This is a genomic window from Alteromonas lipotrueae (genome assembly GCF_019249255.1).
Taxonomy (GTDB): Bacteria; Pseudomonadota; Gammaproteobacteria; order Enterobacterales; family Alteromonadaceae; genus Alteromonas; species Alteromonas lipotrueae.
The window spans coordinates 290,162-303,514 of sequence record NZ_JAESDJ010000003.1 but is presented as its reverse complement, the minus strand read 5'-3'; the positions used below and the strand labels follow the sequence as shown (position 1 = coordinate 303,514).

The 13,353-nt window shown below is 41.8% G+C and carries 8 protein-coding genes; 3 read left to right on the top strand and 5 right to left on the bottom strand.

Annotated features, from left to right (window positions below; translation table 11 throughout):
• Positions 1-7: 7 nt before the first annotated feature.
• The 3 genes from KYS23_RS06620 to KYS23_RS06610 are packed head-to-tail and all read left to right on the top strand — an operon-like array spanning position 8 to position 5,769.
• Positions 8-2,098 (top strand): 4Fe-4S binding protein, encoded by a 2,091-nt coding sequence (locus tag KYS23_RS06620; protein WP_218397763.1) that lies wholly within the window; start codon positions 8-10, stop codon positions 2,096-2,098.
• Complete coding sequence (nosP, locus tag KYS23_RS06615) at positions 2,064-3,239, top strand: nitric oxide-sensing protein NosP (protein WP_159533115.1); 1,176 nt, start codon at positions 2,064-2,066, stop codon at positions 3,237-3,239. Before KYS23_RS06620 ends, nosP begins: the two co-directional genes overlap by 35 nt.
• Positions 3,226-5,769, top strand: a complete 2,544-nt coding sequence (locus KYS23_RS06610; RefSeq protein WP_232370685.1) for an ATP-binding protein — start codon at positions 3,226-3,228, stop codon at positions 5,767-5,769. The genes nosP and KYS23_RS06610 overlap by 14 nt, the downstream gene beginning before the upstream one ends.
• A gap of 58 nt (positions 5,770-5,827) precedes the next feature.
• On the opposite strand, the gene KYS23_RS06605 is transcribed toward KYS23_RS06610, so the two are convergent.
• From KYS23_RS06605 to KYS23_RS06585, 5 genes are all read right to left on the bottom strand, one after another.
• Positions 5,828-6,487 (bottom strand): response regulator, encoded by a 660-nt coding sequence (locus KYS23_RS06605; protein WP_159533113.1) that lies wholly within the window; start codon positions 6,485-6,487, stop codon positions 5,828-5,830.
• A 152-nt stretch (positions 6,488-6,639) separates the two neighbouring features.
• Positions 6,640-7,470 carry an SHOCT domain-containing protein gene (locus KYS23_RS06600; RefSeq protein ID WP_218418253.1) on the bottom strand — a complete coding sequence of 277 codons (831 nt, stop codon included), beginning with the start codon at positions 7,468-7,470 and terminating at the stop codon, positions 6,640-6,642.
• A 114-nt stretch (positions 7,471-7,584) separates the two neighbouring features.
• On the bottom strand, positions 7,585-8,814 hold the full coding sequence (locus KYS23_RS06595; RefSeq protein WP_159533107.1) for a porin family protein: 1,230 nt from the start codon (positions 8,812-8,814) through the stop codon (positions 7,585-7,587).
• 213 nt (positions 8,815-9,027) lie between these two features.
• A complete protein-coding gene (locus tag KYS23_RS06590; RefSeq protein ID WP_218418252.1) occupies positions 9,028-11,460 on the bottom strand; it encodes a TonB-dependent receptor in 2,433 nt (810 codons plus the stop codon).
• 129 nt (positions 11,461-11,589) lie between these two features.
• Positions 11,590-13,350 carry an insulinase family protein gene (locus KYS23_RS06585; protein WP_218418251.1) on the bottom strand — a complete coding sequence of 587 codons (1,761 nt, stop codon included), beginning with the start codon at positions 13,348-13,350 and terminating at the stop codon, positions 11,590-11,592.
• Positions 13,351-13,353: the final 3 nt, after the last annotated feature.

The following is a 13,353-nucleotide window of genomic DNA, read 5'->3' as shown; positions in this document are numbered from 1 at the left end:
TTTCTTTATGTTGAAAGCGTTGCTATTCTTTTTTGTTACGATAACCTCTATATCGTTAGCCTTTGCGCAATCAGACGCCACTGAGATCCCTGAAGACGTTCACCAATTATTTCCTACCGCTACCCGAATAGGCGATGCGCACGCTGACATTAACGTAATACCAGTTTATCAATTACAGCAATTGCTGGGGTACGTGTTTGAATCGAAAGATTTTGTCGACTTTATAGGTTTCTCTGGAAAGCCAGTCAATGTGATAATTGGACTGGATACTCAAGGTGATTTTGTCGATCTTGCCATTAAAAAACACAGTGAACCTATCTTTTTGCATGGACTAGGGGAACAATCGCTAAGGGATTTTATCGCGCAATACAAAAGCCACAATGTGAAAGAACGTTTCGTGGTGGGAGGGAAGAGCCATGTAGGTAACAACGCGACCTACTTTGATGGCGTGACTAAAGCCACGGTATCGGTATTGGTCATTAACGATACTATCGTGACGTCGGCGTTGGCGGTAGCGCGGGCTAAATTAGATGGCTTTGTGCTACCCAGCACACGAATTATTGATCCTGACTTTTTTGAAACTCTAACCTTTGAGCAACTTGTAAAAGCCGGCTATATCCAAAAACAAACCATTTACCGTAACGAAATAGATGGCCTTGAAACCGAAATTATCGACGCTGCAGATAGCGTTACCGACCCGCAAGCGCCCCTATTTTCTGAACACTTTTATGGCTTTCTTAGTTTACCTATTGTGGGGAAAAACCTACTACAGGAAGAGGAATATATCAGGCTTCAAGAGAGCTTAAAGCCTGGCGAAGTGGCCTTGTTGGTAATGAATACCCAAGGCTTTAGTTTTGTTAGTAATGAATTTATCCCCCAAACCGCGCCCGAGTTTTTTCGTCTATCGCAATCCGCATTTACTATCGATGCTAGAGATTTAGATTTTTATAGTTTTTATGATCCTAGCTTTAAACAACCAATGCCAGAATTTGAAGGCATTAAGGTACTTAGGATTAAATCACAAGGTGGGCTATCGCTTGACCAAGAAATGGATATCTCCATTAGTTTGCCTTACAGCCCACGATTTATGGAACAAGATGAGCATTTATTTACCCACACTTTTTTGTTACCTGATGCGCTGTTCATGGAAAACCCCGATGCACAACAAAATGCTGTTGTGCCGCTGTGGAAAAAATTGTGGCAAAGCAGATGGTTGGAACTCAGTATTACGATTGTTTACCTAGTTGTGCTTTCACTTTTTTTTGGTTTCCAACGAAAGCTAATGAAATATACGCGTATGGTGCATATAGTCAGAGGAGCATCATTGCTCTTTGTCTTGTTCTTTATCGGCATATACGCACAAGGGCAATTGTCGGTCGTCAATATTTATACATTGTTACTCGATTTAGCCGATGGCTTTTCTATTGAAGTATATCTGCTTGACCCTGTCATCTTTGTATTGTGGTGCTTTGTATTTGTGTCGTTATTTATTGTGGGGCGAGGGCTGTATTGCGGCTGGTTATGTCCCTTTGGGGCGCTTCAGGAGATCATGGCAATTGTTGCACAAAAATTGAAAATAAGGCAGATTCGAATAAAGCCAAAGCATCATAAATATGCGCAAAAACTTAAGTATGTGATGCTGATTGGCTTGGTTGCAACGTCGTTTTACTCACTGACATTGGCCGAGAAACTGGCCGAGATTGAGCCATTTAAAACCTCAATCACGCTCTATTTTGTGCGCTACTGGCCGTTCGTACTTTATGCACTTCTACTACTAGGATTTAGCTTAAAAATTCACAAAGTCTATTGTCGCTACCTTTGCCCGTTAGGCGCTGGTTTAGCCATTTTAGGTCGCTTTCCTATCGTGAAGCTTTTAGAACGTCGCAAAGAGTGTGGTAACCCATGCCAACTGTGTAAGCAGAAAAAGTGTGGCGTAGATGCCATCGAGCAAGACGGCAGCATTGATTACACAGAATGTGTACAGTGCTTTGAATGTGTCGTAACGCTAGATAATCCCAATTTATGCAAAATTGATAAATATAAGAAAAATAAGGTGCCAACACGTGTCAAAAACTTCCATCCTGTCCGCGCTGAGTAAACCTGCAAGTCAATCAGCGCATACCGCCTACTTAGCGGCAGATGCATGTCACGATGTGGCCAGTGAAATACTATCTAATGCGACGCTTGATGAAATCGAGTTGGTACTTTTCCACACATCACCATCATTTGATTTAGATGCCGTAGCGCAGAATATGACGTCGCTTTTTGCCAATGTACCAACGGTAGGCTGCACCAGTGCGGGGGAGTTTAATCAAAATGGGTACTGCACAGAACGTCTTATTGTGGTTGCTTTTTTAAAGTGTGAATTCTCCATTGCTACGGCATTGGTTTCAAACTTAGATGAAATCAATTTTAACGAGGCTCACGACATTGCAAGCGGCTTACGCAATACCCTGCAAGGAAGAGATAAACGATATGATACCAATCAGCATTTTGTTATTTCCGTATTAGATGGGCTTACCCGCCACGAGGAGCACTTTCTCGAAACGTTCGCCACAGCGTTTGGCAATATTCCTCACTTAGGAGGAAGTGCCGGCGATGATTTAAAGCTTCAAGCCACCTATGTTTTTTATAATGGAAAGTTTCATCAGAATGCAGCAGTGTTAATGTTGGTAGGAACCGGTAAGCCTTTCTCGGTTTTTTCAGTAGACCACATAGACTCACCTGTATCTAAACTGGTAGTGACCAATGCCGACCCAGAATCTCGTACGGTTTACGAAATTAATGGTGAACCTGCAGCCCAGTACTACGCCAGTTTACTTGGCCTAAACGCTTCTGATCTAACCCCTGACGTATTTTCAGTATTTCCGTTAGCGGTATTAGTGGGTGGAAAGTATTTTATTCGCTCTATTCAAAAAGTTGATTTAGCGACTAATGCGATCACTTTTTACTGTGCAGTAGATATTGGCATTATTCTTACTTTTGTTCAGCTTGGTGATTGTATTGATGCCATGGAACAAAAATTGGAAAGCTTGAGCCGTGAAGTAGGAGAAGCTGAATTTGTTTACGCGTGCGACTGTTTCTTAAGGCGTATTGAAATAGAGCAAAATAAAAATGAGGCTGAAATTCAGCGGCTCCAAGAAAAATACCGTGTCGCGGGGTTTAACGCTTATGGTGAGCATATCCATTCTGTACACCTAAACCAAACCTTTACGGGGGTGTACTTTGCCAAAGGTTAAATCGACTCGACAACCAGGTGCAATCGAACTCACTCAAGATATTGAGATGAGTAATCTTCGTAGAGAACTTGCGCGTCAGAAAGAAGAAAATGAAAAGCTGGAAAAAATTAATGCTGCGCTTATGTACCGTATTGAAGAAGGCGGCTTCGATCACCATAGTTACCGGGCTTTTGAACACGCGGTACAGCTATCTGAAAAGGTCAATGAAAAAACCGAAGCCCTGCAAATTGTACTGCAAAAGTTAGAAAAATCGAATGCCGAAATAGCAAGAGCCCATCAAGAGACCAATCAGTTAAAGCAGCGCTTGAATGATGCTATTGAAAGTATCAACCAAGCTATGGTGTTACTCGATAGCAAAGGGGCGGTGGTTTATTTCAATCGGCACTTTACCTCCGTGTGGGACAACCATTCAATTACGCCCAAAATTGGCGACCATTATTATGATATTACTCAACTCGCTAAGCATTTAGGGATAATCCGCCGTGTACTTCCTCCAGACTCTGAAGGTCGTGTCATCTATCAACTGTCTAATAGCCGCTGGTACCAACTCACTATCCGTCGCACCCAAGAAGGCGGCAAAGTTATCTTGTTCAACGATATTACCGAAGTGAAACTGAATGAGTCGAACCGGTATGAGCAGGTTATTAAAGAGAAAAATAAACTGCTGCAAAGCCTTATCGATAGTGTTGATGTCGGTATCTTGCTGATAAACCAAGAGGGCGGTGTTGCCTTCTGGAATAAGACGTTTTTAACTCAATCAAATGTGTCGAAGCAAACCTTATTCGATTGCAAAAATATTTATACCTTGCAAATGCATGTGGATTGGAGCGGTTTAAACCTTGAGAAAGGGGGCGATACCACCCAAATTATCAACGAAAACTTGGTAGTAGACAGACGTATTACCATTTTACCCGATGGTAACACCCTGTGCACCTTTACTAATGTCACTTCTCAGCATCATTATGCGGAAACCTTAAAACAAAATGAAAGTTGGATCCGTATGATCACCGATAATGTGCCCGCACTTATCGCCTATATCGGCACAGATAAAAACTTCTTATACACCAACAAGGGTTATCGAGATTGGTATGGGCTAGGAGAAGAACCCTTGTACGGCGTAGCGATGGAACAAAGCCACCTCAAACACGTCTATCCTCGACTTATCCATTATGTAGAACGGGTTAATCGAGGCGAGATTGTCAGTTTCCAAAGTGAGGAGACTAATGCTCACGGCGAAACGGGTTTCTTGCAAAAAGTCTATCTGCCTCATTTTAACAACAAGCAAGAAATAGAAGGGCATTTTGTATTAGCTACTGATGTGTCGGAACAAGTAAGAAGTAAACAACAACTGCAAGCAGCGAAAGATCAGCTTGAGTCAAATGTCGAAAAGCGTACCCGAGAACTCAATCACGCCAATATCGCGCTACAAGAAGCGATGAATTCTAAGAGTAAGTTTTTAGCGGCCATCAGTCATGATTTAATGCAGCCCTTAAGTGCGGCTATTTTGTTCAATGAGTCTTTACGAGATCAAGTACAAGCCTCGGCGGGCCCAATCGTTAGTGCCTTAGATAATTCACTGTCTGATTTGAACAGCCTAATACGCACACTCATTGAGACCTCGAAGTTAGATGCGGGTTTAGTGCAGCCTGATAAACAGCGTGAGAATGCACTCCCTTTGCTAACACAGTTAGCCGAGGAGTTCAGTCACATCAGCCAAGACTATCAGGTGAATTTTCGCTACAAATTTCAAGACGCTATTGTCCATACAGATGTAAGTTTACTATCTCGAATTTTGCGTAACTTACTGAGTAATGCAATGAAATACGGTGCAAAAGGAAAAGTACTTTTTACTGCAAGGACGATGAGCAACCATCTTCGCATCAGTATATACGACCAAGGCGTGGGAATAAGCCAAGCAGATCAAACTGTAATCTTCAAAGAATTTAGTCGATTGGAAAATGACTTTAACTATTCTTATAGTTTGGGGCTTGGTCTTTATATCGTAGATAAGATGAGTCGGCTACTAGAGCATGATATCAGTGTTTTATCTACGCAAGGGGTAGGATCTTGTTTTACTTTATCGGTGCCCCTTGCATCTGTTCAAGAAGTTGAGCACGAGGCTACGGTTGATGCCATGCCTCACGATAGCTTGCCTGATAATCTTTTAGATAAGCAAATTTGGCATATCGACAACGACACCAATATGCGAATAGCCATGCAAACACTATTCGAAAATTGGGGAATGGAGGTGGTTACATTTGCTGGTTTTGCGCAATGCATGGCGGTGATGCACAACTGCTTTGACGACTGTGATTTGCTTATCGTCGATTATCATTTAGATGACGGAGAGAACGGACTGGAAATTGCGAAGCATATTAAGCAAATACTGCCCGCTATGCCAATCTTGCTGTGTACCGCCAATCACTCAAAAGCGCTAGTAAATGAGTTAGAAGGGACGAATATACAGTTGTTGCACAAGCCGATTAATTCAATACGTTTAAAACAAGCACTTAAATCGGCGGTTTCTTAAGTGCAGCTCACTAAGGTCAATGGATGACAGGCATTAGTTAGTACGTGTTGAGTACGTACTAGTTAAATACGTACTGATTAAAATCGATATTGGCAGCACTGGCGACCACTTTTACTCGATTGCTTGCCCCTAATTTTTTCAAAATAGATGAAACGTGTGATTTCACGGTTGTTTCTGAAATATTGAGCTCATAAGCAATAACTTTATTCGCTAGCCCTTGTGTTAAATATTTTAAAACAGCTAATTCCTTTCTGGTTAATGAACGAATTTGGTCAAGAGAGATAGCATCTTCTTTTTTCACGCGGTTTCTTACCGACGATGTGCGCAAAATTTCAGAAGGTAGGCATACGTTGCCCTCGAAGATAGATTCGACCGACGTGGCAATCTCTTCTATTTTACTGCTCTTTGATATGAACCCTACTGCACCATAAGAAATGGTTTGCAGAATGTTGTGCTTTTCCGTTTCCGCCGAGATGATAACAACAGGAAGATTAGGGTGTTGGTTCCTAATTTCAAGTAAACCATTGAGCCCACAGGTTTCAGGCATGTTCAAATCTAGCATCACAAGATCGAAAGCAGGATCGGCTTCGAGTAACTCAAGCGCTTCAGACAGTGAATTAGCTTCAAGGGTTTGAGAGTCGGGAAATTTTTTTCCTAATATCGTCACCATGGCGTGACGAAAAATAGGGTGATCGTCAATGATAAGAATTCTTTGCATACTATTACTACCTTCGGCTTAGTAAGTACCCAAATGCACTCACACAATACGTAATCTACCACTATGTTTGTTAAATTCATTTTAACAAAATAGTTACAACGTGGGCAAGCAAATACGACCGAAGTCTTATAACAAAAAAGCCTTAAAATTCATCATAAATTTCTTAAAAGTACTTTACGCTTTTGTTGATATTCTTCTTCTGTAATTAGCTCCTCTTTTCTAAGCTTTTCAAGGATTTTGAATCTTTGTATTAGCGTATCTTTATTCGATTTTGATCCTTTCTTAACGATGTCATTCGACAGTGTCGTTTTGTGTAACTCTTCTACATTTACGGTTACCCAATCAGTTCTCCCCGACTTCATGGTTACACTTGATAAAGTGAACACTATTTTTTCATTAAAAGGGAATTTTGGTGCGACTCTCTCACCGTAATTAAAGTTGTATTCGACAAGACCTTGGTTAGTGGGATCATAGGCCGTTTCGTAAGCGCTGTTAGCTAACCTATTGTATTCACCAATGATGAGATTAAGTAAGCCATCGTTGAAAAACGCTCTACCTGCAATAAAGTAAGTTTGTTTCTTTAGTCCCCCTAGGGCTATTTTTTCTTTCGCCAAGGAAAATAAAATATCTTGATGAGGCTTTGCTTTTTTTAGACCTATGCTTAAATGCTTCGCGAGGTTGTTTTGTTGTTTCTCTGTAAATAGTGACTCAGTTGTACTTTTATTTTTTATTATTTTTATACTGGATAAAAATGTAAATATGTCTTGTTCATTTATCTCGACTGGTTGAGACTTCTTTTGTTCGATTAATTCACTCTCTGTGATATTTCCTTTTTTTAAATATATCCCTTCAAAATTATTGTTTTGTATTTTGATAACTGAATTTTCATCCTCGCTCCATAAAATAGTATCTGATGAAAATGATGGTGTGGCGAAAAATATAGAGATAATAGCCACTTGAAATTTTAACGTTAATTTCATCATAATTTAGTACCAATTAAATCTGAGCATCATTTAAATACACTTGCCCTTAAAGCTGCTTGCTCTTAAAAAACTATCTAAATAGGGAGCAATATTGCTCCCTATTTAGGCTGAAAATTAAAAGAAAATGGTTCCGCCTAGCTGAATAAGCGTAAGATCCTTTGCAGCGTTATATATTGACTGAGCGCTTTCAGAGCCAGTGACATCCAAACTCAAATTTTCATACTTAGCGTAAATGAGAAAACGAGAGCCAAAGTACTGTTCCGCAGCTATGCCCCATTGAGTAAGCTCAGATCCAACTACGCCGTCCAAGTGCGCCATACCATATTGGTCGTTATAGCTTGCGTATTCTGCGTAAAAAGCGGAATCACCAAACCCGTTGTATTGTTTTCGAATACCCGCTTTAAAGTAGTAAGCATCTGTGTCATCACCAGAACCGACAATCGCATCATCAGTTTCTTCCATTTGATAAGTAGCCACACCGAAAATACCAGACTCAAGGTGCATTACGCCGGTTTGAAATTGCAAAGTTGAAGAGCCGTCGCCGCCCACATTAGTGCCGCCGTCTTTATTTACTGAATAGCCACCATGTAGGTTTGTTTTAAACCCGCCATGTTCGGCTGAGTACTTAACTGCGATGTCGTATATTTCATCGTTGGCATAGCCTACCGCCACACTGAAATTACCCATTTTAGGCAAGTCATAACGTACGCCGTTGCGGTAAATGCCATTACAGTCAAGGCCTATTCCCAGTCCTGGTGTGGCTAAGCACTGTGCAAACTGTCCCCATGCCACATTGGTTGAACCTTCATCTATACCTCGTATGAAGAATCCATTGGCGCGGAATAGTGGCGAAATGCCAGACCAAATAGTGCCAGACGGATCGGCAAGTACAGCAATATTATCTGTGGGTAAGCTTTGTAATCCGATAGTGACTTTCCCCCAATTTCCACCGATATGCAGGCTACTACCTAGAAGCCCAATATCGCCGCCATTGAAGGTATCTAAGTTATCTTGATTGGCAAATAACAATGGTGTTTGGTGGCCGCCACCACCATAGTTTGGTGTACCTGAAAGTGGTTCAATAATAACTTCAAAACCTACGTCTAAGCCATGTTCTTCAAGTTTGTAATCTCCCGCTAGGGTAATACGACTGCCAAGCGTGGTGCCATTATCTGAAAGCTGGGCAACATCACTGCCCATGCCATCATCGTAAAAAGTTAATCCTTCATTGATCCAACCTGAAATATTCCAAGAGTATTTTTCTTCTTCTGCGTAGCTGTTCAAACTTAACGTACTTAAAATAGCGATAGATAAATATGATTTAACAAGTAATTTATTTTTCATTTTACTGTCCCAGTGTGAGTGGTGTTTTTTAATAATGAGAATTTATTTTTCCCATATGCCCTAATGTAAATTTCGGGTGTCAGTAAAATTGATAATAGATTTATATAGCTTTTGAACCATTGGACGTAAGGCTTGTTAGCCTCGTTCTTTAGGACTAAGAAAAATTAGGCACAAAGCGCCTAATTTTTCTTTTTATTTTATATTTCTTCTTAATTAAAATTTAGCCTTCACATTTAAACTCACCATGCGAGGTTGAGCTGGACCTACAAATAAGGGGCTTTCTACATCGGGGTAAATGTCTTCTAATACTTCATTAGCTTCGCCATAAGTGCCGAAAGTTTCATAGTCTTTATCAAATACATTGTTCACCCGCAATTGGGCACTGAAGGTCTGATTGAACTGATGATTCAAATAAAGGTTAGCGATTATATAGCTATCTAAGGTGTCATTTTCATTGGCTTCATCACCACGAAAGTATTGGTTCGAGGCTGAAATGACTTCTGCGCCCACTGTGGTTTGTTGGCTAAACCCGTAGTCTAGGTAAAATTTGATATTGTGTTTAGGTTGTCCAGGAATGGTATCACCTGCCTCAACTTGTCTATTTGCTCCTAACGGATTGAAGGGGCTGAAAGACGTAAAGGAAGACTCAAACGTCGCGTCTAAATAATTATAATTAAATCGATAGTTCAGCTTTTTCCAAAATGAGTTAATGCTGAACTCAACGCCCTGTCTACGGGTGGCATCAATGTTAATAAAGTAGCCTCTGGATGCCACCGAGCCTGCTTGCTGAAAAATGATGTCATCTTCACTTTCGCTACGATATACGTTTAGCATCATGTCGATGTTGTTAAAGGTCGCGGCATAGTTTGCTTCAATGGTTTGTGTGACTACTTGATCTAACGGTGGATCTGCAACAAAACCATTGGGCAAGCGGCATGGGTCATCTTCATCTGCACAGCTTAACTCTGCAGGGCTTGGTGTTCTAGACGACTGGCTAAACGCAAGATTTAACTTCGAGGTTTCGCTCAGCGCAATATCTAGCCCTATGGCAGGGTTGAACTGCGTAAATCTATGGTCGCCGTCAAGGGAATCATCACCATCTTCGCTTAAATCTTCCATCAGTACATGGTCGCGATTGAACCGGCCACCTATGTTGAGCGAAACCTTGTCTGTAAGCTGGGTCGTATTAACAAAGAGTAAGGACCACGCAGTCGTGTTTACATCAAGTCTTACTCTCGCTTCAGCCGATTGAAGTCCCTGTAAAGGAATGACCGTGCGGGAATCACTTGCGGTGTCATTTTCTAATATCCCAAAGGTGGTATCGGCAGAGTAGTTGATATCACCTCTGTTGTAGGTAGCGCCTATGACTAACACAGATGGTTTGCTTAATAATTCATAGTTGCTGGCAAGCTGGGTAGAAACTCCGAAGGCTTCTGAACTTGATAACCCAGTATTGTATGTGCCGTCTATCTCGTCGGGAGATACATCTGAAATGTCAGATAGCGCAGTATCTTCATCGTATCCAATGAAAGCAACGGCTTCTACATCATCGCCAACCGTGGCTAGCTCGTCATCATCATCGTCATCATCGTCATCATCGTCATCATCGTCATCATCTTCCAGTTCACACAAGGTGATGCGGCCATCTGTAAATTGACAGGCGCCAAAGTCGCTGTCATCTCCGTTTATGGTGGTGGTTTCATTGTCGCGATAAAAAGCATTGAACGAGAGTAGGTGATTGTCACTTAGCTGCAAATCGCCTGAAAGGCTAAAGTGATGTAGCTCATTATTGGTTTGATCCGGGTGGGTATAAACCGCTTCACGACCTTCAATTTCTAACAGCTCAATCGGTGAAGCCCCATTGCCCAATAGCTCACTATCGGCATACAAGTAGTTAAAATCTATTCGTCGTTTACTGTCTTGATAAGACACTGCACTGAATACTTGGTTTACCTCTGAAGGCGAGTAATCACGCCATCCATCTTCTTCATAATGATTGGCATTAATGTAATAGCCCCAGTTACCATTGTTCCCACCTGATTCTATCGACAGCGCAGACTGGCCATATTGCCCTACGGTGGCATCTACCTCGTTGGCATCGAAGGAAAAGCCTGTTTTCGTATTTAATGCCAGTGCGCCCCCAAGTGTATTTTGACCGAATAGCGGGTTCGAGCCGGAATAAAGTGACACTGTATCGATAGCATCAAGGGGCATTAGATCCCAATTTACGGTATCGCCAAACGCCTCGTTAATTCTGCCGCCATTTAGGTATACCGAAATGCCCTGAGGCAAGCCTAGCAATGGAGACGCGGTGAAACCTCGGTATTGTAAATCGGGTTGAAACGGGTTGTTTTGTGCATCATTCAAATTCACGCTGGCAAGTTGTGATTTCAAGAGTTCTGGCAAAGAGCGACTTACACTTGCTTCTATTTCCTCTTGAGACAACGATTGAACGGTACCAAAAATTGGCGCTGCATCACTCCCGGTTTGTAGTGCGGTTGCTCCATGGACTTCTATTACTTCTACATCGTTGTCTGCTAGTTGACTGTCTGTTTTAGTATTGGCGTATGCGTTACTGCAAAGCGCTAGAGAAACGCTTGAAGCGATGAATGCGTAAGTTAAAGGCGTTGTGTTTTTTATTAGCATGTTCCTAATTCTTCTATGAACGAGTATGCAATCAGTATCGTGTAGGTGGGTCCCGAAAAATATCCTCCTAAAGAGGGAGGAAAGCTCGTAAATTGGTACTACATGAAAATCCCGAGTAACGGATTTTTATTAAGCAGGGCTTTTACTTACACCAGTATTAAGGTCATTTTGAGTGAGCGTGTTTTTACACCAGAAATTACGGAGCGATGCCTGCCTATCTTGCGCCCCATAAATAAAGATATGCTCATGAAAACGCGCTACACCCAGCGCATAACATTCTCCACTAGTACGAGGCTGCCAAAACGAGGCACCCGTCATAATATCTATAAGTAGGTGATGGAATTGGGTATCTACCCTATATACCCAGTGATTGTCAGCAGACTGAAACCTTTCCGCAGGATTTTGAGCCGACTGTGCAGTCAGCGCGGCAAGCTTATGCAGTAATTTAGGTAATGCTGGTAAGTGATCTAATGATAGTAAAGCGGTAAAGTTGGCCGCGAGTTGCACGCTTTTATTGCCTTTTAACTCTACAGCACCCTCCGTTGTACGAACCCAATTATTGTTTATCGGCGAGTCTGCGTTCTTACTTTTGACATTCGCATCATGCTTACCTGTTCGGCAAACATGCACATTATTAAGGTAGTCGCCAAATGGTGATATTTTTAAAGGCGAGTGTGGTTCGCTATACCGAGAATTCGCTTGCTGTTGATAATCTCGAATAAGTTGCTGTACTGCTAGGGGTAATTTAGCGTCTGTAAATAAACGAGGTTTGGCATCTACGTTGAACTCAGTTAATACCGACCCCACTTTTTTATGAGTATCTGTAAGAGCTTGAGTACTGGTCTTGGTATTATGCACAAATCGAAGAGCAATCATGCCTGCATGGTTTACTTCATCATCGATAAAGAAGTGGCCTAAAGCGATAAACCTGCTTTTAATCTGGTGTTCGACATCAAGTAAGTCGTAAGTAAATTCCTGTGGCACCCACCAGGTAGACACATCGTTTTCGATAGGCTTCACTTGGTGATTATTCGTAAGGTAACGGCTCATTAGGCAAACAGGAACTGAGGTATTTCGTTTTAAAGTAAATGCGGGCGCTTCAGCGGCTTTATTAAAAGGCATAGCATCACATGACTTTGTATTACAGCCTCTGGCACTAATTTCTGCTATAGCCTGTCTACTTAATGAGATGATTTCATCGCCGTCAGTATCTGCACCACTGACTAAAAGGGTGATGTGTTCACCGTCATACCATCTCTTCTTATAATCAATGAGGTCGTCAAAACCAATTTTTAATACCGAATCAGAAAACCCTCCGGCATGTTTGTAAGCCATAGTACTGGTATCACTTCGGCGTATGGCCATGTTATTCAAATAATCGATATTGCGTTCAAGCAGCGTGAGTTCATTAACGAGAACGCCACTTCGCTCTGCTTCAAATTTACTCTTTTCGTAATGGGTATTCACTAGGCCGCTATACAGGTATTGAATCGCACTGATAAAAAGCGCTTTATTATAAGATTGCACATAAAAATACGTACAGCCTGAGTAGGTCGTCGCGTTTATCGACAAGGGTAGCAGGGCATTTGCGACAAAAAGCTCATGGTCGGCAGGGTAGTACAGCGACCCACGAAAACACATGTGTTCAGCAAGGTGAGATACGCCAGAATGATCATGTGCTGGCGTATTAACAACAAATACACCCGTAAAAAGTGATTTTCTGCGTTCTAGGTTGCCTGTCTTGTTTGTATTCGTCGCAATATCTGTATCATTGCCATTGCCAGAACTGTTATGAAAGCGAGTACTGCCAGCACTGCTTATGTGACTTGAACAGCTTGAGCCACCTTTAGGCCTTTGAGCATTGTGCGTTACATACCGGATGCTAATCATCAA